Annotated in this window: 22 protein-coding genes; 18 read left to right on the forward strand and 4 right to left on the reverse strand. The window is 34.8% G+C overall.

Features of this window, described 5'->3' with window-relative positions; all coding sequences use genetic code 11:
• Positions 1–117: 117 nt before the first annotated feature.
• The 5 genes from LV842_RS01470 (at position 118) to LV842_RS01490 (ending at position 3,393) form a co-directional block, all read left to right on the forward strand.
• Complete coding sequence (locus LV842_RS01470; protein ID WP_233109687.1) at positions 118–1,260, forward strand: DEAD/DEAH box helicase; 1,143 nt, start codon at positions 118–120, stop codon at positions 1,258–1,260.
• 165 nt (positions 1,261–1,425) lie between these two features.
• Complete coding sequence (locus tag LV842_RS01475) at positions 1,426–1,962, forward strand: YfiT family bacillithiol transferase (protein ID WP_233109688.1); 537 nt, start codon at positions 1,426–1,428, stop codon at positions 1,960–1,962.
• Complete coding sequence (locus LV842_RS01480) at positions 1,956–2,417, forward strand: DUF1569 domain-containing protein (protein ID WP_233109689.1); 462 nt, start codon at positions 1,956–1,958, stop codon at positions 2,415–2,417. The genes LV842_RS01475 and LV842_RS01480 overlap by 7 nt, the downstream gene beginning before the upstream one ends.
• Entirely contained in the window at positions 2,414–2,800 is a 387-nt protein-coding gene (ytxJ, locus tag LV842_RS01485) for a bacillithiol system redox-active protein YtxJ (protein ID WP_233109690.1), read from the forward strand. Before LV842_RS01480 ends, ytxJ begins: the two co-directional genes overlap by 4 nt.
• A complete protein-coding gene (locus tag LV842_RS01490) occupies positions 2,800–3,393 on the forward strand; it encodes a Crp/Fnr family transcriptional regulator (RefSeq protein WP_233109691.1) in 594 nt (197 codons plus the stop codon). Before ytxJ ends, LV842_RS01490 begins: the two co-directional genes overlap by 1 nt.
• A gap of 57 nt (positions 3,394–3,450) precedes the next feature.
• Here the strand turns inward: LV842_RS01490 and LV842_RS01495 are convergent, their stop codons facing one another.
• Complete coding sequence (locus LV842_RS01495; protein ID WP_233109692.1) at positions 3,451–4,605, reverse strand: helix-turn-helix domain-containing protein; 1,155 nt, start codon at positions 4,603–4,605, stop codon at positions 3,451–3,453.
• 258 nt (positions 4,606–4,863) lie between these two features.
• Between LV842_RS01495 and LV842_RS01500 the strand changes: the two genes are divergently transcribed.
• From LV842_RS01500 to LV842_RS01510, 3 genes are all read left to right on the forward strand, one after another.
• Complete coding sequence (locus tag LV842_RS01500) at positions 4,864–7,740, forward strand: TonB-dependent receptor (protein WP_233109693.1); 2,877 nt, start codon at positions 4,864–4,866, stop codon at positions 7,738–7,740.
• 20 nt (positions 7,741–7,760) lie between these two features.
• The gene (locus LV842_RS01505) at positions 7,761–8,585 is read left to right on the forward strand and encodes a tyrosine-protein phosphatase (protein ID WP_233109694.1); all 825 of its coding nucleotides are present in this window, start codon (positions 7,761–7,763) and stop codon (positions 8,583–8,585) included.
• 219 nt (positions 8,586–8,804) lie between these two features.
• Positions 8,805–9,431, forward strand: coding sequence for a chloramphenicol acetyltransferase (locus LV842_RS01510; protein WP_233109695.1), 627 nt, complete (start codon positions 8,805–8,807; stop codon positions 9,429–9,431).
• A 70-nt stretch (positions 9,432–9,501) separates the two neighbouring features.
• Here the strand turns inward: LV842_RS01510 and LV842_RS01515 are convergent, their stop codons facing one another.
• Positions 9,502–10,668, reverse strand: a complete 1,167-nt coding sequence (locus LV842_RS01515; protein ID WP_233109696.1) for a hypothetical protein — start codon at positions 10,666–10,668, stop codon at positions 9,502–9,504.
• A 167-nt stretch (positions 10,669–10,835) separates the two neighbouring features.
• On the opposite strand from LV842_RS01515, the gene LV842_RS01520 reads away from it, so the two are divergent.
• Positions 10,836–12,818, forward strand: a complete 1,983-nt coding sequence (locus LV842_RS01520; protein ID WP_233109697.1) for an LTA synthase family protein — start codon at positions 10,836–10,838, stop codon at positions 12,816–12,818.
• Positions 12,819–12,902: 84 nt separating this feature from the next.
• Here LV842_RS01520 and LV842_RS01525 read toward each other — a convergent pair whose 3' ends face one another.
• Positions 12,903–13,634: an MBL fold metallo-hydrolase gene (locus LV842_RS01525; protein ID WP_233109698.1), complete on the reverse strand. Its 732-nt coding sequence runs from the start codon at positions 13,632–13,634 to the stop codon at positions 12,903–12,905.
• Between the two features lie 218 nt (positions 13,635–13,852).
• On the opposite strand from LV842_RS01525, the gene LV842_RS01530 reads away from it, so the two are divergent.
• From LV842_RS01530 to LV842_RS01545, 4 genes are read left to right on the forward strand one after another with little or no spacing between them, the layout of a single operon-like run.
• Positions 13,853–15,064 (forward strand): MFS transporter, encoded by a 1,212-nt coding sequence (locus LV842_RS01530; protein WP_394801194.1) that lies wholly within the window; start codon positions 13,853–13,855, stop codon positions 15,062–15,064.
• A 35-nt stretch (positions 15,065–15,099) separates the two neighbouring features.
• The gene (locus tag LV842_RS01535) at positions 15,100–15,798 is read left to right on the forward strand and encodes a DsbA family oxidoreductase (protein ID WP_233109700.1); all 699 of its coding nucleotides are present in this window, start codon (positions 15,100–15,102) and stop codon (positions 15,796–15,798) included.
• A 12-nt stretch (positions 15,799–15,810) separates the two neighbouring features.
• Positions 15,811–16,392, forward strand: a complete 582-nt coding sequence (locus tag LV842_RS01540) for a 5'-methylthioadenosine/S-adenosylhomocysteine nucleosidase family protein (RefSeq protein WP_233109701.1) — start codon at positions 15,811–15,813, stop codon at positions 16,390–16,392.
• Between the two features lie 15 nt (positions 16,393–16,407).
• Complete coding sequence (locus tag LV842_RS01545) at positions 16,408–16,917, forward strand: GNAT family N-acetyltransferase (protein WP_233109702.1); 510 nt, start codon at positions 16,408–16,410, stop codon at positions 16,915–16,917.
• A gap of 61 nt (positions 16,918–16,978) precedes the next feature.
• On the opposite strand, the gene pdxR is transcribed toward LV842_RS01545, so the two are convergent.
• Entirely contained in the window at positions 16,979–18,463 is a 1,485-nt protein-coding gene (gene pdxR, locus LV842_RS01550; protein WP_233109703.1) for a MocR-like pyridoxine biosynthesis transcription factor PdxR, read from the reverse strand.
• A 65-nt stretch (positions 18,464–18,528) separates the two neighbouring features.
• Here pdxR and LV842_RS01555 point away from each other — a divergent pair, with 65 nt between their 5' ends.
• The 5 genes from LV842_RS01555 to bioA are packed head-to-tail and all read left to right on the forward strand — an operon-like array spanning position 18,529 to position 23,216.
• Positions 18,529–19,152, forward strand: a complete 624-nt coding sequence (locus tag LV842_RS01555; RefSeq protein WP_233109704.1) for a hypothetical protein — start codon at positions 18,529–18,531, stop codon at positions 19,150–19,152.
• A complete protein-coding gene (locus LV842_RS01560; protein WP_233109705.1) occupies positions 19,145–20,254 on the forward strand; it encodes an aminotransferase class I/II-fold pyridoxal phosphate-dependent enzyme in 1,110 nt (369 codons plus the stop codon). The genes LV842_RS01555 and LV842_RS01560 overlap by 8 nt, the downstream gene beginning before the upstream one ends.
• Before the next feature lie 4 nt (positions 20,255–20,258).
• A complete protein-coding gene (gene bioD, locus LV842_RS01565; protein ID WP_233109706.1) occupies positions 20,259–20,906 on the forward strand; it encodes a dethiobiotin synthase in 648 nt (215 codons plus the stop codon).
• Entirely contained in the window at positions 20,906–21,919 is a 1,014-nt protein-coding gene (gene bioB, locus LV842_RS01570) for a biotin synthase BioB (RefSeq protein ID WP_233109707.1), read from the forward strand. Before bioD ends, bioB begins: the two co-directional genes overlap by 1 nt.
• Before the next feature lie 25 nt (positions 21,920–21,944).
• Positions 21,945–23,216 (forward strand): adenosylmethionine--8-amino-7-oxononanoate transaminase, encoded by a 1,272-nt coding sequence (bioA, locus tag LV842_RS01575; protein WP_233109708.1) that lies wholly within the window; start codon positions 21,945–21,947, stop codon positions 23,214–23,216.
• Positions 23,217–23,242: the final 26 nt, after the last annotated feature.

The raw sequence follows: 23,242 nt of genomic DNA on the forward strand, positions 1-23,242 counted from the left end.
AATTTGCCCAAAACTGAATTTTCGGACAAATCGGCATTTTAATAATAAAACCCAATCGTTTTTTCCTATTCCGGATATACCATATCAATAGCTTATCTTTGCATTAAATAAGTTTTTATGTCATTTGAATCTTTAGGATTATCACACAATATTATTCGTTCCGTTAAAAAATTGGGGTATTTGAAGCCATTTCCAATCCAGGAACAGGCTGTTCCCGTTATTTTACAAGGAAAAGACCTGATGGGAATTGCACAGACCGGTTCCGGAAAAACAGCTTGTTTTGTGATGCCAATTTTAGAAAAATTACAGAATGAAGAAGTTAAAAAAGATCGAAATGTTCAGGTTTTAATATTGGTTCCTACCCGTGAATTGGCCATTCAGATTGACGAAGTTTTTAAAGCTTTTACAGAGAACCTGAAGCGTGACATCCGTACCATGGCTGTTTACGGAGGGGTTTCCATCAATCCGCAAATGAAAGGAATGTTTGGGGTGGAAGTTCTTATTGCAACACCCGGTCGTTTATTGGACTTAATTGATCACAATGCTTTGAGCATCTCCAGAATTCAGCATTTGGTGATTGACGAAGCAGACAAAATGTTTCAATTAGGTTTCGGCGAGGAAATGAATAAGCTTTTTGCGATGATGCCTGTAGCAAAGCAAACTACTTTATTTTCGGCAACTTTAAATGACAAAGTTTCCGAAATGAAGGAACGTTTATCAATCAATCCTACGATTATTGAAATCAAAAAAGAAGAAGTTGAAATTGATAATATCGAGCAGTTGGCTTATCATGTTGCTCCTGAGAATAAAGGTCCTTTTTTACGATATTTAATTAAGGAAAAAAATATTGAAAAAGCTATAATTTTTGTTTCATCTACAAGATCTGCAGATAATCTGGTAGAAAAACTGAAAAAGAATAAAATCAAAGCGGTTGCCATTCACAGTCAGAAATCGCAGGGTGCGCGTAGAAATAATCTGGAAGAATTTAAAGGAAAAGGCGCTCAGATCCTGGTTGCTACGGATTTAATTGGTCGTGGAATCCATATTGAAGCTTTGCCTTACGTTATCAATTATGAGCTGCCGCGTTCGCCTTTAGATTATGTCCACCGTATCGGTAGAACCGGACGTGCCCATGAGAAGGGAACCGCCATTAGTATCCTTACCGATGATGAATTACAGCATTTCCGCGTGATTCAAAAGAAAATGGGAAAGAAAGTTACTTTGCAAAGAACTGAGGATATCAATTTACACGGTTATTAATAGCTGACTTTACATAATAAAGGCTTCAATTTTTATAGAATTGAAGCTTTTTTTGTGTTTAAAATTCTTGAATTTTTGATACATTTACAAAACTAATCCTCAATAAATTGTCTCAAATTAAAGCATTAGACAAATCAGTAATCTTTTAAATCATCAAAATTGTTTATGAGTAATTTAGATCAAAAAAAATTTCCGATAGGTCAGTTTCTGCAACCCGAAATTATAAGCACTGAGAAACTATCAGAATTTATCAATGTGATCAGCGATTTTCCGAAAAGATTAAAAAAACTAGTCGAAAACTGGTCAGATGAACAACTGGATACGCCTTACAGAGAAGGTGGATGGACGGTACGACAACTTATCAATCACCTTGCAGATAGCCATATCAATAGTTTTACAAGATTCAAACTTGCTTTAACAGAGGAAAACCCTACCATAAAACCTTATGACGAAGCAAAATGGGCTGAGCTTGCCGATAGTGCAACAATGCCTATCAAATCTTCTTTAAAAATGCTTAAAGGAACTCATCAAAGATGGACTGTCTTGCTAAAAAGTCTGTCTGAAGAACAATTAAACAGAACCTTTCATCATCCTGAGCAAAATACCGATTATGATTTAAAAAACTGCCTTGCCTTATACGCTTGGCATTGTAATCATCATTTTGCACATATTGAAAATTTGAAGAACGAAAAAGGTTGGTAAAAAAGACACTTCATAACAGAGACTTTTTTGACGAGATTAAAACAAGAATCTCTAAACTTTCAGCTGGTTCTGAGAAGAAATGGGGGAGAATGAAGGTCTCTCAAATGCTCTGTCATTGTGATTTGGTACTGCAAGTTCCCCTTCGGAATATTGATCTCCCAAATATTAATTATCTTTTCAGAATCATAGGAATCTTTACCAAAAAAGAAATGCAAATTTTTGACAACGGAATTCCCCATAATATGCCTACTTTTCAAAAACTAATCGTTAATTTTGAATGTAATTTTGATGAGGCAAAAAGTAACCTTCTAAAAACACTGGATTCTTACTGGGAAGCCTTTGAAAATAAGCGTTTGCCTGAAGAACACGTTCTTTTTGGCAGCATGAAAGAAAAAGATTGGGGTTTTTTGGAATATAAACATCTCGACCATCATCTTAAACAATTTAACGTATGAGTTTTTTTGATAAAATATTCGGAGGAAAAGAAGAGGCAAAAGAGCAAAAATCATTTTGGAAAACAATAAAATCCGAAGATGATTTAAAAATTGCCATGGAAAATTCGAGCACCGGAAAAATTGCCATATTCAAACATTCTACGAGTTGTTTTATCAGCAGAACGGTATTGAAGAATTTTGAAAGAGAGATAGAAAATCATGAAAATATTGATGAGGTTGCAGATTTGTATTTTTTAGACCTTCTCGCTTACAGACCTCTTTCCAATAAAATTGCGGAAGATCTTGGAATAAGGCATGAAAGTCCGCAACTGCTTGTGATAGAAGACGGAAAAGTAATTAACGATGCTTCTCACCAAAATATTTCTATAAATCTATTATCATAATGAAAAATATTAATACTTATTTAGCAAACATTCTCGAAGTTCCCGTAGAAAATGTGAATACATGCAGCCTTCATTATGAAATTAAAAAAGTGGCTAAAAATGATTTCCTTTTACGATACGGAGAAGTCTGCAGATACAACTTTTTTGTAGAAAAGGGTTTGCTCAGAATGTATTCCATCGATAAGAATGGAAAAGAGCACATTATTCAGTTTGCGCCGGAAAGCTGGTTGATTTCTGATAGAAGCAGCCTTTATTTTAATGAAAAATCAGTCTATTATATTGAAGCGGTAGAAGATTCTGAAGTTTTATTATTACAACCTGATTTTTTCAAAAAACTGGTGAAACAATTCCCTAATATTGCTCCTAATAATGATATTTTACTTCAAAAGCACGTTAGAAGCCTTCAAAACAGAATCAATTCTTTGCTGGGGGAAACTGCTGAAGAAAGATATCTGAGATTCATTAAAATGTATCCGGATTTATTATTAAGAGTTCCACAATGGATGATTGCTTCCTATTTAGGCATTACGCCAGAAAGTTTGAGCCGTGTAAGAAAAGAACTGGCAAAGAAGAATTTTGTAACAGATAAATAACGTAAGACAACTTTATTTTTGAATATAAAATCATTTTCACCTTAGAAAATGATTTTTTTATGCACTGATTTCAAAGCTGTGCTGCTTATTTTCATTCGAAAAGCTTTTATAATATTCTGATGGTGTTTTGCCAATTATTTCTTTAAAATATCGGTTAAAAGACGATTTTGATTTAAAACCGGCTTCATAAGCAAAAGATAAAAAGTTAATATTCTCATTGCTTTCAATTGCTTTTTCTACTATATTTTTGAAATATTCAATACGATATTCGTTAATGTAACGGTAGAATGGTTTGTGTTTGTAACCATTCAACATTTCGCTGATCTGATATTTGTTGATTTCTGTTTTTAGCGCCAACTGATCAAGATTCAAATCACAATCTCTGTACAATTGTTTTTGCCTCACAGACTGATCCATCTTTTGCCAGAGTTCACTGAATTTTATTTCGTAATCAACTTTATTTAATACTACATGTCCTTCATCATTATTTTGATTAACAAATACTTTCATACTATTATCTGAAGTTATTTTCAGAGAATAAGTTTCCGTTTTTAAGCTTTTTCTTACAATTAAAAGACAGATGATTAATAATAAAAAGTAAGCAACACTTCTAATTGATAAGTTAATTAACTGATTTTCTTCAGGATAAAGATAAAGCAGGGTTTTGGAAACAATTACCCCAAATTCCATAAAAAGTATACAGTAAGAAATTCTTGTAATGACATCATATTCAATCTTTTCAAGGTTTTCTACTTGAGTTTTTCTGGCAATTAAAATACTCTTCAAAGGATAATACAGATTAATCGTAAATATTAAATATAAACTGAAATTGTTGTACAAATCGAGTAGCTTCTGATCGGCATGATTGAGAATAACAAACACACAGGAAATAGTAAAATAAGCGATCATCAACATGAAAAGCGGAATGAATATAAACCATTTACTCGCAATGGAAAATTCTTTTTTGGTCTTGCTTAAAGTATATAAATAGATCAAAGGTCCATAACAAACCCCAATGAACGTATTCATCTGTTGTCTGATACTTTCGTCAGGAATAAAATTGAAGATGACGAACTTAATGGTTAAATGAACCGCAATGGCAGAAAGTAGAAAAATAAACAGATAATTTGATTGCGATTTTTTTTCTCTGAACTGTAAAAGCCAAAGCGCTACAAGTGCCTGAAAAGCCCCAATAATAACTATATACTGCATTCTTCCTTAGGTTTTCACAAAATAAATACAAAATCTTCATTGCATCATTCACAAGTCTATTATTTATCTATTAAAAATTTAATTTATGATTTAATATTAGGTTCATAAATAAATAACAAATAGTTAAATAATTTTAAATATCTGATAAACAATTAATTAAAAGTACAAATCCAACGAGTGACACGTTCTGAAATCTGATTTTTTCCTTCGGACGAATAGATGCGATTAGCAGCCCAAATTTGCATCAAAAAAAAATCTATGAACAATTCAATTGGTTTTTCAAAACAAAAGTCAAGAATCATTCAGATCTCTGCATTTTTTCTAATGGCATCTTTGGGAACCATCCATGCACAATCCATCAAAGGAACTGTTGTCGGTAAAACAAACGGAGCACTTCCGGGAGCTAATATCTCAATTGTAGATGCAGACGCAAAAGCAATTTCTTCATTGGACGGAGATTTCAATCTTCTTTCACCAACATTGGGAGAAATTAATCTTAAAGTTGAATATATTGGATATGAAACAAAAATTTTCCCAATCACTATAAAAGAAGGGACCAATGATATCGGTTACATCACCATTACTCCTGAAGAAAAGAAGAGCAAGGATAAGGTAAACGATATTCAACAGGTTGTCATTTCAAGACCTAATGCTTTAACTCAGGCAAAAGCTTACGAAATCAAGAAAAATAACAATGCCATCATGGAAGTCATTGCAGCCGATGCGATCGGAAAACTTCCGGATAGAAATGCGGCAGAAGCGGTACAAAGAGTTCAGGGTGTTGCTGTAGCAAGATATCACGGGGAGGCAGATCAAGCGACGGTACGAGGAACTCCTTTTTACTGGACATCAGCTTTATTTAATGGAAACAGATTACCAAGTGCCAATGTAATGGGGAATCGATCATTTGTTCTAGATGTTGTTCCGTCTGAATTAATTCAGTTTGTACAGGTTTCAAAAGCCGTAACTCCGGATATGGATGCAGATGCCATTGGTGGAAGCATCAATTTTATCACCAGAACGACACCTGCAAGAAAAACTCTAAGTGTGAGCGGAGCAGGTGGATATAATACTTTTTCACAGAACGGAACTTATAATGGTTCAATCGTATATGGTGACCGTTTCTTCAACAATAAATTAGGGGTAATCTTATCAGGAGCTATTTGGGACAGACAATGGGGAGCGGATGCTTTTGACGTAAGTTATAATACCGGGTTATCTAATACAGAGCGTAAGTCTATCAATACGATCATGATGAAGCGCTATATGGGAACCAGAAGAACGATCGGATTAAATGGAGGGTTAGAATATAAATTTAACGCCAATAACAAAGTGTATTTCCGTGGAATGTACAATAAGTTCGATGACATTCGTCCCGTATACGAATCTTATGTAGATTACACCAATAAAAGATATCAGTATAATTTCAGATATTCTCATTATCAGACCGAATTATACGGGATGGAATTAGGAGGAGAGCATACTTTAGCACCAAAACTAAGTTTGGATTGGATGGCAAGCAATTATCAGGCAAATTACTTCTTAGATACACCTCCAACCAATGATACCAAAGGATTACCTATTGCTACTTTCAGACAGAAAATTGCAAGTGGTTTTAATAATCTAACCAATGGAAAAAGATATTGGGGATTCGATTCTCCTAACGGAATTGGAGGAAATTATTTAGATTACAGTTCAGATGTTTCCAATCCGGCAGAAGTAATGAGCGCTGATAAATTATTGCTTTCACAATTGGTTATTGCAAAATTAGACAACAACGAACGCGATAGAATTGCAAGAGTTAATCTAAAATATGAACTCAATTCTAATATTACTTTAAAAGCAGGCGCAAAATATAGAGCAAAACAAAGAAACAGTACGTATGGATACAATCAGGTGTATGCTCCTACAACAGCAAATTTACTAAGCTTATCCCAACTCTCAACTGAACCGGCAGCACAAGGAACCCAGTTCCTAGGAGGAATGAATAATAATTTAGATACCTATATTATGAATCCACCCACAAAAGGACAGCTTTTTGACTTGTTTTCTCCGGGATTCCTGTCACAAAATAACTTCAAAGATTTTTCCAATGCAGCGGGTAATGCAACAAGTGTTTACAATGGTGAAGAAAATGTAATGGCAACCTATGCAATGGCAGAAATAAAAGCATCTGAGAACTTTAAAATTGTGGGAGGTTTTAGAAATGAATCTACCAGATTAACATTAAATGGTTCAAAATCTACAAAACAAGGAACTGAAACGATTATCTCTCCTTCAACGGTAGAAAGTAATTATAATGCGTTCTTACCGATGTTGCACATGAAATATAATTTTACTCCAAAAGCGAACGTAAGATTTGCCTATACAAGATCATTCGTAAGACCTAATTTTGGAAATATGTCTCCGGGAGTAAGCATTGACAATACCACAACACCCAATGTAATTACAAAAGGAAACCCGGATCTGAAACCAACATTCAGTGATAATTTCGATCTAATGGGAGAGTATTACTTCGATAATATCGGTCTTCTTTCCGGAGGAGTATTCTATAAAAAAGTATCGGATGTAATTTTTGATGATGCTTCTATGATGAATATTGATGGAAACAACTATCTGGTAAAACAGGCTAAAAACCTTAATGATGCAAGTTTAGTAGGTTTTGAAGCAGGAATCAACAAGCGTTTCGATTTCTTACCCGGCTTTTTCAGTGGTTTCGGGGTTGAATTTAACTATTCTTATATCGATTCAAAGGTGGATGTTCAAAGAACAGACGGTAGCTTAATCTCTGACAGAACAACACTCCCTAACCAGTCCAAAAATATGTTTAATGCTATTCTCTACTATGAAAATAACAAGTTAATGGTTCGTCTTGCGGCAAATTACAGAGGTAAATCTGTAGAATCTATTAATCAACAACTGGGAACACAGTATTACATCTGGTCCGATAAAAACTTTACAATAGACTTCTCTGCGAGCTATGATCTGTCTAAGAAACTTAAGCTATTTGTAGAGTTAAATAACATCAACAACGAAAGTTTAAGACAATACATGGGAGACAATAAACAAAGAATTACTTCTCACGAATGGTATGGAAGCAGAGGACAAATAGGAATTCGTTGGCAGGTATTTTAATCTAAAATCTTATTATAAAAATGAAAAAAATAATTTTAACATTGGCAATTGCTACATTAGGAATTTCAGGACATGCACAAATAAAAGACAGCGCAAGACGTGTCGTAAAGATGGAAGGTGCATACAATTTCAGAGATACAGGAGGTTATAAAACTTCTGACGGAAAAGAAGTAACATTAGGAAAAGTATTCAGAAGTGACGCGATCGATAAATTATCAGAGAAAGATTTAAAGACTTTTAAAGATAAAAAAATCGTGACCGTAGTAGATTTCAGAGGAGTGAAAGAGGCCAAAAAAGCACAGGACAGACTTCCGGCAAACACTACTTATATTCTTTGCCCTGCAGGAAGCAATAATCTTCCTACTGCTCAGGATATGGCAAAATTTTTAAAAGACAAGAATTTCTTGTTTGATATGTATGGAGAAGGTGGATTACCTTATTTTGGAGAAAGATACAGAGCTTTATTCGTTCAGTTATTGACCTTAAAACCCGATGAAGCGTTGCTTTTCCATTGTACGGGAGGACGTGACAGAACGGGAATGGCTTCTGCATTATTCCTGAATATTTTAGGCGTTCCTCAGGATATAATTGAAAGTGATTATGTAGCTTCTAATTACTATCTGGCGAAAAATCCTACTATGAAAGGAATGTATTCAGGACTTTCAAAAATGTCGGGATTAACGGAAGCGGAAATCAAGCAGCAAATGGAACTAAGGCCAGAATTAATCAGAAATTTCTTCGCAGCCATCAACAAAAAATACGGAAGCGTAGAAAACTTCTTCCAAGTAGAAATGGGAATCGGACCAAGAGAAATTGCCGTTTTAAAACAAAAATATTTGAAATAATGAATTGTGAACGGTCAATTTGCCTTGCTTGGTACATTTAAATTTTATTTCAAATTTACTATTGACTTTCAAACCAAAATTGGCAATTGACTCTTCTTCATAAACCCTAGTTAGATTTTTATTTAAATAGGCCGTGTCTTTACTGATACGGCTTATTTTTTTGTAAGAAGTACTGTGTTATTAGATTTGAATTACGGAAATTTGCATAAAATAAATTTAATGAAGGTAATCGATTTTGAAAGTTGGAACAGAAAAGAACATTTTGAATTTTTCTCAGGTATGAAAAGTCCGTTTTTCGGATTTACGACAGAGGTTGACTGCACAAAGGCATATGATGATGCAAAAGAAAAAGGCTGTTCTTTTTATGCTGTTTATCTTTATAAATCAATGGTTGCCATCAATACCGTAGACGAATTAAAACTCAGAATTGTCGATGGAAAAGTAATTTTATATGATGAGGTACATGTTGGGGGAACCATCGGAAGACCGGACGGAACTTTTGGATTTTCATTTTTCCATTACGCTTCGGATTTTGAAACCTTTAATGCTAACTTACAGAAAGAAATACAATCTGTTCAAAATTCGACGGGTTTAGGAATTAGTAATGATGTTTTACCGATTAATCACATCAGACACACTACAATTCCGTGGAATTCTTTTAGTGCAATACTGCATCCGACAAATTTCGACCCTAAAGAATGTATTCCTAAAATTGCTTTTGGAAAATTCAGTATTAAAAACGGAAGAAAAATGATGCCTGTTTCCATAGAAGCTCATCACGGATTGGCAGATGGGCTGCATTTAGCCAAATATATCGAAGAATTTCAAAGACAGCTTGATCTTTAAAAACACAATAGAAAATGGGCAAAGAAACTTTGCCCATTTTTACTTCAACTTATTCTGTTAATAGTAATTTTTAAGATTTTTCGTTTTTAGGAATGCTATATTCAGTATTGAATAAATGATTAGGCTTCAGATACACTATATTGTTCTGAAAATCCAGAATCGTATTGAAACGCTTTAAAATTTCACCTCCTAAGAAATGAGTACTGAATCCAGCCGGTTGATTATATGAATTGATTTGAGCCGGTACATTTTTCAGCACATATTTTCCAAAAATCAGTTTTTCATTCAACACAGTTTCAACTGGAATTTCGTCCTTATTTGAATTATACATCACCGTTTTTGCAATGACAGGCAGTTCAGCTTTTGGATAGCCGCTTTTTGTAATTAAACCATTATCCAGCATTAATGTTTTCTGAAACCCGGAATCAAATAAAAACCTGCTCTTAAATTTTTTTTTATGGACTTCCATTTCAGCATTAATACAAAAATGTTCCTTCATTAGTTCCATTTCAAATTTTTCATAATCTTTGCCTATTTTAGGAAGTTGAGAATGAACAATGATGATATTTTTATCATAGTCAATCTCTACCACTTTACCGTCAAACACATTCCATCCAAACATCCCGTCACAACCATGTCCGGTCGTTTCAATCGGATACACTTGCTGATGTTGCCATTCTAAATTTCCTACCTTGAAATCATTATCACTTATATCGTTGATGGTTAATTTTCGTCCTTCAGGATTCAGGTATTTCTTTATCGCATCTTTTATAAGGTAAAAATCCATCGCTCCGGTATCAAACATCAGATCAACATCAAACTTATTATTAAGCCTTCCTTTAATTTTTATATTGTTCTGTTCAGTAAGAATAAAAGGGATCGTATCTTTCAGAACAGGTTTTACCTTAGAAAAATTTTTGATCTCGGGACTTTCAAATCGGGTGTTGCAAGAGTCTTTACCATTAAGAAGCACTATAAAATCAAACTTCTCTGTAGGTTTTAATTTTACCTCAATAGAGTCTATATCCGTTTTTAATTTTACTTGTTTAAATTTCACATTTTTTCCTGTGGTATAAACGTCCGGTTTTACTTTAGGATTCAAAGACCAGCTTGTTTTTAATTCATTACTCTCTATTATGGTAACCAGCTGTATATTCGATCTCACAATCGGTAATTTTTTCTGTGAAAACAATAGAGTAGAGCTTATAAGTAAAAGGGTAGATATGGGTAATTTCATTTTATAAATTTGATGATGTGTTTGTTCGCAAATATAACCAAGAACTCACCAAATAAAGAAATAAAAAGATTCAAACTAAATAATAATTATCATTTTTTTAATAAACTTTCTGCAAATTCAAAATTTTTCCAAAATTTAATAGTTACTTTACATTTTTTAAAATAACTATGGTTTCAAAAGCTTTTTCAACTCTGAATCAAAAGATGTTCAAAGGCAGATTCTCTGCTTTGTTTAGTATTTTAGTCTTATACATTTCCTTATCATTTTTAATAAGAGCAGGTTTTCTTATTGTTTCGATAAAAGATATCGATTTTAGTATTTTCTCTGTTTTCAGAGCTTTTTTTACCGGATTTCTCTTTGATTTTACAATAGGATCGCTATTTCTACTTTTGTATGGAGCCTACCTTTTAGTACTCCCAAAGAAGTTCATAGGCTCAGTTTTTGACAAAATTTTCAGTTATTTCTATTTCACACTCATCTTTATCATTATTTACTTCAGTCTTTTGGCTGAAATTCCGTTTTGGGATGAGTTTGGGGCAAGATTCAACTTTATTGCGGTAGATTATTTGATCTATACGTATGAAGTGGTGGAAAATATTAACCAATCATATCCTTTACCGCTTATTGCAGCAGTTCTGATCCTTCTTATTGTCCTGACATTTGTGGTATTCAAAAAATTAAAGGTTTTCAAAAATACTTTTACAGATAAAAAACCTTTATCATTACGTGCATTATATTTCTTGCCTCTTGCAATTGTTACAGTAATTTTAGCTTTGGTTCTGAAAAATAAACAGGCAGAATTCAGCAATAACCTGATCGTTAACGAACTGGGAAAAAACGGTGCATTTTCTTTTGTAACGGCTTTCAAATCAAACGAACTTGATTACCAGACTTTCTACCCGAAAGTATCTGATCAGGAAGCCTATAAAACATTAAAGAAAAACCTTTTACAAAACAATCAAAGCTATACATCTACGCAATACGACGATATTTCAAGACTTACTCAAGGTAATAATGTACAGAACCCGAATATTATTTTAATTGCCATTGAAAGTTTCAGTGCGGAATTTTTGACTGAATTCGGAAATAAAAGTAATCTTACACCCAATTATGATAAACTGGCAAATGAAAGTGTATTTTTCACCAATTTATATTCAACGGGAACAAGAACGGTAAGAGGTATGGAAGCCCTTACTTTATGTGTTCCTCCAACACCAGGAAACAGTATTGTAAGAAGACCAAACAATCAGAATTTATTCTCAATTTCTACTATTTTGCAGGCAAGAAAATACCATCCTTATTTCATATATGGTGGCGATGGTTATTTTGATAATATGAATAACTTTTTTGGAGGGCAAGGTTTTGATATCGTAGACAGAGACAGAGGAAATCCTTTATCCGATGAAATTAAAACAAAAAGATACGCGATAAAAGATCAGGAAGTTAATTTTGAAAATGCATGGGGAATTTGTGATGAAGATCTTTATAAGCAGTCTATAAAATATGCTGATATCAGCAGCAAACAAAACAAACCATTCTTTCAGTTTGTAATGACGACTTCCAATCATAAGCCATATACATTCCCGAAAGGTAAAATTGACCTTCCGCAAGGAGAAAGAGATGCTGCTGTAAAATATACCGATTATGCTTTAGGACAATTTATTGCGACGGCTAAAACTAAACCTTGGTTCAAAAACACTGTATTTTTAATTGTAGCTGACCATTGTGCAAGCAGCGCCGGAAAATGGGAAATTAATATCGCTAAACATCATATTCCTGCGATTATTTATAACCTTAATCAACAACCTGAAAAAATTGATCGTCTAACTTCTCAAATCGATCTTATGCCAACGTTATTCGGGTATTTAAACTGGAATTACAGCACTAGCTTGTACGGGAAAGATATCAACCAAACAAAACCAGGAGAAGAAAGAGCTTTCCTTGGGAATTACAGAACATTAGGATTACTGAAAAACGATGTATTTACCCAAATTGATGACAGAAGGAGAGTAAAGCAATTCAATGTTACCGGAGCAGACAAAGCTTTATCTGAAGTAAGCTCTAAAAACAACACTTTAGTGGCAGAAACTATTGCTTACTACCAAACAGCAAGTGAAAGATTTAAAAACGGAAAAATGAAGCACAAATAAGCCGATTTTTAAAGAATAAATAAAAAACTCTTCTCAAATTTGAGAAGAGTTTTTTTATGGGATACAAAAGCTTTTTCAGTTAAATTAAAACTGAATAACAGCTTTGCTAAGATCATGATACAATAATACTTTCCAATGATTTTCGATCGCTTCTTTTTGCCATTTTAATCTGAGTTCCATTGCTTTTCTGCCGTCAAAATCACTTTTATAGGCAAGATGGTATTTTAAATACGATGCCTGAGGAAGATTATCTGCACCGTAAAAAACAATTTCTTTTCCTTCTTTGATCCAGAAAACCTGCATAAAAGGAGTATGGCCGCCAACAACTTCAAAAGAAATTTCTTCTGTGATAGTACCTTTGTCTTCATCCATCCAGACAATATTCTCCAATTCAATCAGTTTTTCCAGCGTATCAAAATCAAAAGAATAGTTTCCTTTGTTTTCTAAAGCAAAACCCAGTTCCCGTTTTTGAATATAGATTTCAGCATTAGGGAAAGTAGGCTCAAAGCTATGTTCGGTTCGCGTTATAACCGTTTCAATATGATCTTTATGAAGATGTGAAAGCAATATTTTAGTGATCTGACCTGGATTTATATTTTCCTGTTCAAGAATTTCAGAAATGACCGTCCTTCCATCATCATTTTTCCAACCGATTCCTGCATCTAAAAGAATGACATCCTTTTCCGTAATAATTAAAAAAGGAGTGACCGACATTTTAATTCCTTTAACGGTATCTTTATTTTCGTCTGTTAAAAGCGTGAAATCTTTCGTCTTGTTTGTAGAAAAATTTCCTTCTTTTAATGGTATAATTTTCATACTGCAAAGTTCTTCATTATTTTTAAAATAGAAAAAGCTTTTTCTCAATACAGATCATTGCTAAAACCGATAATAGCTGATAAACCATTAAAAACGAAATGAATTTGCTTTTGTGAAATTTCAATAATCCTTACCTTTGAATTTTCTGCTTCCGATTGATAGGATGAATGTGTCAATTAATTATTAACAATCTGAAACAGGCAAAAATCACCTTTTCTATAACTAAATTTGTAGCAAATTTTACTATGCAGATGAATTCTACCAGCGGTATCTCTCGTACTGTTATTTGGTTGATGTCCGTGATTTCAGGACTTGTTGTTGCAAATAACTATTATAACCAGCCGTTACTGGCCCTTATTTCTGATGATTTACATGTTCCGGAAAGTGCAGCAAGTAAAATTTCGGTTCTTACACAGCTCGGTTATGCAGCCGGATTATTGCTAATCGTTCCTTTGGGAGATAAACTTTTTCGGAAAAAGCTCATTTTAATAGATCTGGTTTTAGTTTTTGCATCATTGTTGTGGATGACTTTCGCTCAAGAATTGTGGATGTTGTATGCTGCCAGTCTGTTGATCGGGGCAACCTCTGTCATTCCGCAATTATTTGTCCCGATTGCAGCAGAATTGTCTTCAGATAAAGAAAAATCATCCAATATCGGAATAGTCATGTCCGGATTATTGCTTGGGATCCTTTTATCCAGATTTGTAGGGGGAATTGTCGGAGAAATGTGGGGTTGGAGAGCCATGTTCGGAATTGCAGCCGGAATCATGGTTTTGGTATGGTTTGCAGTCTATAAAATGCTCCCTGATCTGCAACCCAATTTTAAAGGAACTTACAGAGAATTGATGAAATCCGTTTTCCATTTGGCAAAAACCCAGCCTGTTTTACGACTGGCGTCTTTCCGTGGTGCAATGGCTTTCGGATCAATGTGTGCCTTGTTTACGACCTTGGTCTTCCATATGGAAAAACCGCCTTTCAATGCCGGTTCATCCGTTGTAGGAAGTTTCGGATTGGCAGGAGCAGTCGGAGCTTTAGCAGCAGCGAAAGTCGGGAAACTCCAACGTTTTTTGGATTTAGATAGAATTATTCTGTATTCTCTTCTGATTGTTCTGGGTAGCTGGGCTTTCACTTATTTTGCAGGAGAAACGTATTGGGGATTGATCGTAGGAGTTATTTTGGTAGATTTAGGAGTACAATCCAGTCACATTATGAATCAAACCAATTATTTTTTAATTAAATCCAATGCGGTCAACAGGTTAAATACCGTGTATATGGTTTCCTACTTCATTGGTGGTTCTTTGGGAACATGGTCTGCTTCCATCGCTTGGCAATACGCACAATGGAGTGGAGTTTGTTTGGTAGGAGCAACGATGGGAATATTGGCTTTAATCGCTCATTTAATGTTTAGCAGAAGATTAAGTTTGAACTAATTTTGTACATATAAATTCAATTAAAAATAAATAAAATGAAAATAGAAATCTGGTCGGATGTGATGTGTCCGTTTTGTTATATCGGAAAAAATAATTTTGAACAGGCGCTAGAAAAATTGCCTTTCAAAGATGAAGTAGAAGTAGAGTGGAAGAGTTTCCAGCTTGATCCTACTTTAGATCCTAAAAAAACTAAAAACACCATCGAATATTTCAGAGAAAAAAAGGGTTTTCCAGAAGCTCAGGCACAACAAATGATCGGTCAGGTTTTGCAGATGGGAAAAGGAGCAGGAATTGATTTTAATTTTGAAAAAGCCTTAATTACGAATACTTTTTCGGCTCATAAACTGATCCATTTAGCAAAAAAACACAATAAAGCGAATGAAATGGAGGAAGCTCTTTTCATTGCCCATTTCATTGACGGGAAAAATGTCGGAGATCTTGACACTCTAATTTCTTTAGCCGAATCTTTAGGAATCAATAAGGAAGAGGCGCAACAAGCTTTAACCACAGAAGAATTCGATTATGAGATCAGCCAGGATATTCTTGAAGCAAGAAATAGCGGAGTTTCCGGGGTTCCATTTTTTATTTTGAATGGAAAATATGCCGTTTCAGGAGCTCAGCCTGTTGAACTTTTTTCAAATGCCCTTCAGCAAACTTATGATGAGACGGTTACTCCTTTAAAAAATCTTTCAGATAACGGAGCTTCTTGTGATGCAGATGGATGTGAAATTTAATTTTTTTACCGAATGATAACAGTAAACCACCAACATCAGTTTCCTATTGAAGACACGCTTTTCGTTTTTGCTTTGGACTCGGAAGCAGGCAAAGTGTTTAATGATAAAAATAAATTAATTACAGGCATCGGGAAAGTAAATGCCGCAATGGAACTCACCAAAGAAATTCATCGGAAAAAGCCAAAACTAATCGTTAATCTGGGATCTGCAGGAAGTAAAAATTTTGGAAAAGGAGAAGTCATCTGCTGTACCAAATTCATTCAGCGTGATATGGATGTAAGAGGTCTTGGATTTAGTTTATATGAAACTCCGCTGTCCGGAATTCCGCCTGTTTTAGAATACGGATTAAAGAAGAATGATCTTCCGGAAGGTATCTGTGGAAGTGGTGACAGTTTTGAAATGAATCACTCTGAAACCGCTTACAATATTGTGGATATGGAAGCGTATCCTTTAGCATTAATAGCAATGAAAGAAAACATTCCGTTCCTTTGCCTAAAATACATTTCGGATGATGCAGGAAGTGATGCCGCTGATGACTGGACGGTGCAAGTTCACTTAGCTTCCGAAGCTTTCAACAAAATTTTATTTTCTTAAAAAACCGTTTTCATCATGTCATCCATAATCATCAGTAAAGCCGGTCTTAACGAATTGGAAACCATCCAAAAGCTTGGAAGGGAAACTTTTGCTCAACATAATGCTGAAGAAGAAATGCAAAATTATCTGAACAAAAGCTTTGCTTCGGAAAAATTAACTGCTGAGATCAACAATCCGGATTCCCATTTTTTTATTGCCTGGGAAGAAGATGTCCCGATTGGTTATTTAAAACTAAACTCAGGAAGAGCACAAACAGAATTGCAGGATGATACTTCTCTGGAAATTGAAAGAATTTATGTAAAAAGCAGTCATCACGGTAAAAAAGTGGGACAGATTTTATATGATAAAGCTTTGGAAATCGCTCAGGAGGAAAAGAAAAAATATATCTGGCTGGGAGTTTGGGATGAAAACCTGAGAGCAGTTAATTTTTATAAGAAAAATGGATTCGTAGAGTTCGACAAACATATTTTCAGATTAGGAAATGATGAACAGACTGATTTGATGATGAAAAAAATACTCGATTAATTATATTCTGAGAATCACAAGACTATCATTTTATTTGAGGTTTTGTGATTCTTTCAATGCATTAATCTAACAATTTCCTTACGTTTTCAGAAAGGATTTCTATACTTTTCTTCATTTCATCAGTATTCAGGTTTCCAAAACCGATTCTCATCGCTGTTAATTCTTTATTCTGATACAGAAGCGTTTTAGGAATAAAAAGATTGTTTTGGGCACAGTTTTTACTCAACTGCATCAAATTAATTTTACGATTCAGCTGCATCCAGATGGCGAGACCTCCTGCTGGTTTTTTAAAGCTGATAAATTCTCCGAAATGGTCCTGAATTAGCTGAGCAAAATGATCCCGCCTTTCCTGATAAATTTTCAGTGATTTTTTTAAATACCTGTTAATTTCTCCTTCAGCAATCATTTCTCCCAAAACATGTTCCATTAAAATATCTCCTTGCCGATCGATGATTCCAAGGTATTTTCTCATTTCAATCATAAGATTTTCCGGAGCAACAATAAATCCGGTACGAAAACCCGGAGCCAAAGATTTTCCGAAAGAACCGATATAAATAACCATTCCATTCGTATCGGCACTTGCAAGAGGAAGAATCGGGCTTTTATCATAATGAAAATCATAATCGTAATCATCTTCCAGGATAATGAAGCCGAATTCATTGGCAAGATTTAATAGCTCCAATCTTCGGTGAGCGCTTAATGTAACGGTTGTAGGGTAATGATGATGAGGAGTCAGGTACAACATCCTGATTTTCTGCTGCTGGCATATTTTTCTCACTTCATCTACATTAATCCCTTCATCATCAATAGGAATCGTAATGATTTTTACGCCTGCTTTCTGAAAAATCATATTCACAGAAAAATAACTTAAAGCTCCGACCAAAACAGTATCTCCTTCAGACAACAAAATCTCAGAAACAATATAAATACTCATTTCAGTACTTCTAGTAATCAAAAGATTGTCATTGGAAATCGGTAATCCTCTTGATAAATTTAAATATTGGGCAAGGTGTTTCTTAAAAAATTCACTTCCATCTTGATTATAGTGACCAATTTTATGAGCTCTTCTTTTCAATGTTGAACTATAAATTCTGGATTGCTGATCAATTTGCGTCAAACGGATATCCGGAACACCATCATTAAAAACAAACTCACAGTCTGAATGCTCAAAAGGATTATCTAAAATCGTAGACGTTTTAAAGCTAAATCCTGTTAATTTTGGATAATTTTTAAGGTTTATCTTGTTAAAATCGTCAAACTGAACTGGTTTTTCGTCATTTTTTCCGATCACGAAAGTTCCTTTATTGGGAAGGCTTTCTACCCAGCCTTGAGCAAAAAGCTCATCATACACCGCAACAATCGTATTCCTATGAACTTCTAAAGTCAGGCTTAACGTTCTTGTTCCCGGTAGTTTGGTTCCAAATGGTAAAAAACCTCTCTGAATGGCATTAATTAATTGATTGGTGATCTGCATATAAATGGCAGACTCGGAATTTCTGTCAATTTTAATGAAACTTTTATAAGGAATTTCAACCGGACTATTCATAATATAAAAACTGGCACCATTGAACCATCCGGCAATATACTACTTTTGAACCAAAACAAAAAAGAATGGAATTCTACAACCTTTTAGAAAAAATAGTTCAGTATAATGAGATTCATGCAAAATGGCTGAACACGCTTTCATTCATGGAAAATGCGGGAGCAAGAAAAATTTCAGCTTGCGAACATCCTACAAAAGTAAGTTTAATTCAACTAAAACACGCTGCAGAAGAGCATCGTCATGCTTATTACCTGAAAAAACAAATTGGTAAAATAGGTCCTGAATTTTGTACAACTTATGAGCAAAATGAGCTTTTGGCTTCCACCGCAACACGACAATATCTTCATTCTTTGGATATTAAATCCTGTAAATATCTTCAACAAGCTTTTCAACTCACAAAGGAAGAATTAAAATACGCTGCTTATCTTTTTGTTACGTATGCGATTGAAGTTCGTGCCGATGAATTATATCCTGTTTATCAGGAAATTTTAACAAAAACTTCCTCAAAAATTATGGTAAAATCAATCATATTGGAAGAAGAAGGACATTTAGAAGAAATGATTAATCAGCTTAATGAATTTTCAGAGGATTGGAAACAACATGCCGAAATCATCCTGAATATCGAAAAAGAACTGCATGAAGAATGGATCAAGGCGATTTCTCAGGAAGTTGTAGAGCTTAACTATGCTTAGTCATTTTCAGCATTTTCATGAGGCTTTACAAAAAAGGGAAGAAGAAGGTACTTTAAGAAATTTACGTCCAAAATTTGACGGAATTGACTTTTATTCCAACGATTATTTAGGGTTGGCAAGAAATAAAGATTTACAAAAATTATTGGTACAAAATGTGTCGGAAAATCCTCAATTATTATCAGGAAGTACCGGTTCGAGATTAATAAGCGGAAACAGTTCTCTCCTCATTGAAACAGAAGAATATATCGCAAAGGAACATCAATACAAATCTGCTTTGCTTTTCTCTTCAGGCTACAATGCTAATCTGGCTTTGTTTTCGACGCTTCCAACACGTCATGACATTATTATTGTTGATGAACAGATTCACCGTTCAGTTCACGATGCCTGTAAAATGTCTCATGCGAAAAAGATAAAATTCAGGCATAATAATCCTGAACATTTGGAAGAGATTTTAAAGAAACAGAGTGGTCACTGTTATGTTGCCATTGAGAGTTTATATTCTATGGATGGAGACATCGCTCCTCTTCAGGAAATTGCTAAAATCACTGAAAAATACAATGCAAGCCTTATTGTAGATGAAGCTCATGCTTTCGGCGTTTTCGGGTATGGATTAATTGATGCGTTGCAGTTGCAAAACAATGTTTTAGCCACGGTAATCACTTACGGAAAGGCACTTGGAACACACGGAGCTGCAATTGTGACGAATCAGCTTATCAAAAACTATCTCATCAACTTTGCTTCACCTTTTATTTATACCACTTCAGCCCATGATTTTCTATGGATGAGCATTCAAAAAGGGTATGAGTTTTTACAAGCGAATAGTCAATTTCCAGTTGAATTACAGAAAAACATCAAAGTTTTTCGTGACCAGCATCTACAAAGTCCATCTTCTGAAAACAGTCCGATTCAGGCTATTATCGTACCAGATAACCATCAATTAAAAGCAGTAAAAGAAGCTTTACTTGAAAACGGGTTTCTGACTTATGCGGTTTTTAGCCCGACTGTAAAAGAAGGAACGGAAAGACTCAGGATTTGTATTCACAGCTTTAATACTGAAGAAGAAATTATCAATTTAATTAAGATTATTCGAAGTTTTATTTAACATCATGAATTTAGAAATTGAAACAAAAAACACTGAACAAAAACTACTTTTCGTCACTGGAATTGGTACTGAAGTAGGAAAAACTGTTTGTTCGGCAGTTTTAACAAAATATTTTAATGCAGACTACTGGAAACCTGTTCAGTCGGGAGATTTAGACTTTTCCGATTCTGCAAAAATTAAAAATTGGGTAGGAGAACATACAATTTGTCATCCTGAAACGTATCATTTTCAGCTTGCCGCTTCGCCACATCAGTCTGCAAAAGAAGAAGGAGTCACTATTGATTTAAATGAATTCAAGCTTCCTGAAACTCAAAATAATTTACTTGTAGAAGGAGCAGGAGGTTTGATGGTTCCACTGAATGATAAGGATTTCATCATCGATTTAATTGAAAAATTAAACATTCCCGTCGCTTTGGTGGTGAGGAATTATCTAGGATGCATCAATCATACTTTACTGTCAATTTTAGCTCTCCAACAAAAAAATACTAAGCTAGAATATCTGGTTCTTAACGGAGATTTCCCTCAAGACACAGAAAGAGCTATATGCAACAGCATTCACCCGGAAACAAAAATCATCAGGATTCCTGACTTAGAAAACATAACAAAAGAAAGTATAGAAAGTATTGTACAACAATTAGAAAAAATAGAATAATGGATAAAAAACAATTAAGAAACGACTGGACAAAAGAAGAAATTGAAGAAATATACAATCTTCCGCTTCTTGAATTGATTTATAAAGCAGCAACGGTTCACCGCGAATGGCATAATCCTGAAGAGGTACAAATGTCAACTTTATTATCGATAAAAACCGGCGGTTGTCCTGAAGACTGTTCATACTGCGGACAAGCAGCCCGTTACCATACGAATATCAAAGTTCAGGCATTACTTCCTACTGAACAAGTGATTGAGCACGCCAAAAAAGCTAAAGAAGGAGGTTCATCCCGTTTCTGTATGGCTGCAGCATGGAGAGAGGTTCGTAACAATCGTGATTTTGACCGTGTAATCGACATGGTAAAAGGCGTAAACGATCTTGGAATGGAAGTTTGCTGTACATTAGGGATGCTGACGGAAGAACAGGCAATACGTCTTCAGGAAGCAGGTTTATATGCTTATAACCACAATTTGGATACTTCTGAGCAATATTATGAAGAAATTATTTCCACAAGAACTTTTGATAACAGGATCAACACTATTAATAATGTAAGAAAAGCAGGGATCACGGTTTGTTCAGGCGGAATTATCGGATTGGGAGAAACGCACAGAGACCGAATTTCAATGCTTTTGACTTTATCAACAATGCCTAAACATCCGGAATCAGTTCCGATCAATGCATTAGCCAGAGTAGAGGGAACCCCGCTTCAAGACAATGAAAAAACAAATACCTGGGAAATGGTGAGAATGATTGCTACGGCAAGAATTATCATGCCTTCATCTATAGTTCGTCTGAGTGCAGGAAGAATTGAAATGACGGAGTTTGAGCAAGGATGGTGCTTTATGGCAGGAGCAAACTCCATTTTCACAGGAGAAAGAGAAACCTTACTGGTAACGCCAAACCCGGGAGTTTCGGAAGATATGCAATTGCTTCAGACACTAGGATTAAAACCTATGAAAAGACAAGCAGAAAAAGCGATGGATCAGTTTGAAACATGGAAAACCACTTGTTAATTTTTAATTCTTTCAACTTTTAAATATGAATTTACAGCAACGTGACAGAGCCGTCAACTGGCATCCATACACGCAAATGAAGACGGCAGAAGACGCTATTCCTATTGTGAAGGGGAAGGGAGTTTATCTTTTTGATCATGAAGGAAAGCAATATATTGATGCAGTTTCTTCGTGGTGGGTAACTTTGCACGGTCATGCTCATCCATACATTGCACAAAGGGTTTCTGAACAGCTGAACACTTTGGAACAGGTCATTTTTGCAGGTTTCACTCATGAACCGGCGATACAGCTCTCCGAAAATCTATTACAGCTTCTTCCCGACAATCAGGAAAAAGTCTTTTATTCGGATAACGGTTCTACGGCCGTGGAAGTCGCTTTGAAAATGTGTATTCAGTTTTCATATAATCAGGAGAAGGAAAAAACAAAAATTCTGGCGTTTAAAAATGCCTATCACGGTGATACTTTCGGAGCGATGTCTGTAAGTGGAAGAAGTGTCTGGACAAAACCTTTTGGCGAAATGCTTTTTGATGTTGTTTTCATAGATACTCCAACTTCTGATAATCTGGAGAATCTTAAGTCTCAAATAAAAGAGATTGCTGATGAAGTTGCCTGTTTCATTTATGAGCCGTTAGTTCAGGGAGCTGCAGGAATGCTCATGCACAAACCTGAAGATTTATCTGAATTGATGAAGTTCTGCAAAGAACAGAACATTTTACTGGTTCAGGATGAAGTGTTCACAGGTTTCGGAAGAACAGGGAAATTATTTGCAGCCGATTATCTTACGGAAAAACCAGATATTATGTGTTTTTCAAAAGGATTGACAGGCGGAACCATGCCTATGGGAATCACCACTTCTTCCAATGAAATTTTTAATGCTTTTTTGTCTGAAGATAAATATAAAACCCTGTTTCACGGGCATTCTTTTACAGCAAATCCTTTAGCCTGTACTGCGGCTTTGGCAAGCATGGAACTTTTATTGAAAAAAGAAACGCTGGAAAGCATCCATTTAATCAGTGAAAAACATCAGGAGTTTTCTCAAACTTTACGACAGCATCCGCAAGTTGAAAATGTTCGTCAAATCGGGACAATTTTAGCATGGGATTTCAAAACAGAACATGGAACTTCTTATTTTAATACCATCGGAAAGCATTTCTATAAAGAGTTTTTAAATAAAGGAATCATTATGAGACCTTTAGGAAATGTAATGTATCTGGTTCCTCCTTATTGCATTACTGCTGAAGAGTTGGATTATATTTATCAGACGATTTTGCAGGTTTTAGCAACGAGCCTGAATTAAAATGTAAAAGTCTCCAAAATTCTTGG

The sequence above is a fragment of the Chryseobacterium gwangjuense genome (assembly GCF_021311115.1).
Classification (GTDB): domain Bacteria; phylum Bacteroidota; class Bacteroidia; order Flavobacteriales; family Weeksellaceae; genus Chryseobacterium; species Chryseobacterium gwangjuense.

Bases quoted from the DNA above. Each gene is read 5' to 3' on its own strand.
- LV842_RS01535 (WP_233109700.1), top strand. From the start codon at position 15,100: ATGAAAATAGAAATCTGGTCGGATGTGATGTGTCCGTTTTGTTATATC.
- LV842_RS01495 (WP_233109692.1), bottom strand. From the start codon at position 4,605: ATGCAGTATATAGTTATTATTGGGGCTTTTCAGGCACTTGTAGCGCTT.
- LV842_RS01555 (WP_233109704.1), top strand. From the start codon at position 18,529: ATGGAATTCTACAACCTTTTAGAAAAAATAGTTCAGTATAATGAGATT.
- LV842_RS01510 (WP_233109695.1), top strand. From the start codon at position 8,805: ATGAAGGTAATCGATTTTGAAAGTTGGAACAGAAAAGAACATTTTGAA.
- LV842_RS01545 (WP_233109702.1), top strand. From the start codon at position 16,408: ATGTCATCCATAATCATCAGTAAAGCCGGTCTTAACGAATTGGAAACC.
- LV842_RS01560 (WP_233109705.1), top strand. From the start codon at position 19,145: ATGCTTAGTCATTTTCAGCATTTTCATGAGGCTTTACAAAAAAGGGAA.
- pdxR (WP_233109703.1), bottom strand. From the start codon at position 18,463: ATGAATAGTCCGGTTGAAATTCCTTATAAAAGTTTCATTAAAATTGAC.
- LV842_RS01470 (WP_233109687.1), top strand. From the start codon at position 118: ATGTCATTTGAATCTTTAGGATTATCACACAATATTATTCGTTCCGTT.
- ytxJ (WP_233109690.1), top strand. From the start codon at position 2,414: ATGAGTTTTTTTGATAAAATATTCGGAGGAAAAGAAGAGGCAAAAGAG.
- LV842_RS01515 (WP_233109696.1), bottom strand. From the start codon at position 10,668: ATGAAATTACCCATATCTACCCTTTTACTTATAAGCTCTACTCTATTG.
- LV842_RS01490 (WP_233109691.1), top strand. From the start codon at position 2,800: ATGAAAAATATTAATACTTATTTAGCAAACATTCTCGAAGTTCCCGTA.
- LV842_RS01475 (WP_233109688.1), top strand. From the start codon at position 1,426: ATGAGTAATTTAGATCAAAAAAAATTTCCGATAGGTCAGTTTCTGCAA.
- bioD (WP_233109706.1), top strand. From the start codon at position 20,259: ATGAATTTAGAAATTGAAACAAAAAACACTGAACAAAAACTACTTTTC.
- LV842_RS01500 (WP_233109693.1), top strand. From the start codon at position 4,864: ATGAACAATTCAATTGGTTTTTCAAAACAAAAGTCAAGAATCATTCAG.
- LV842_RS01525 (WP_233109698.1), bottom strand. From the start codon at position 13,634: ATGAAAATTATACCATTAAAAGAAGGAAATTTTTCTACAAACAAGACG.
- LV842_RS01520 (WP_233109697.1), top strand. From the start codon at position 10,836: ATGGTTTCAAAAGCTTTTTCAACTCTGAATCAAAAGATGTTCAAAGGC.
- bioB (WP_233109707.1), top strand. From the start codon at position 20,906: ATGGATAAAAAACAATTAAGAAACGACTGGACAAAAGAAGAAATTGAA.
- bioA (WP_233109708.1), top strand. From the start codon at position 21,945: ATGAATTTACAGCAACGTGACAGAGCCGTCAACTGGCATCCATACACG.
- LV842_RS01540 (WP_233109701.1), top strand. From the start codon at position 15,811: ATGATAACAGTAAACCACCAACATCAGTTTCCTATTGAAGACACGCTT.
- LV842_RS01505 (WP_233109694.1), top strand. From the start codon at position 7,761: ATGAAAAAAATAATTTTAACATTGGCAATTGCTACATTAGGAATTTCA.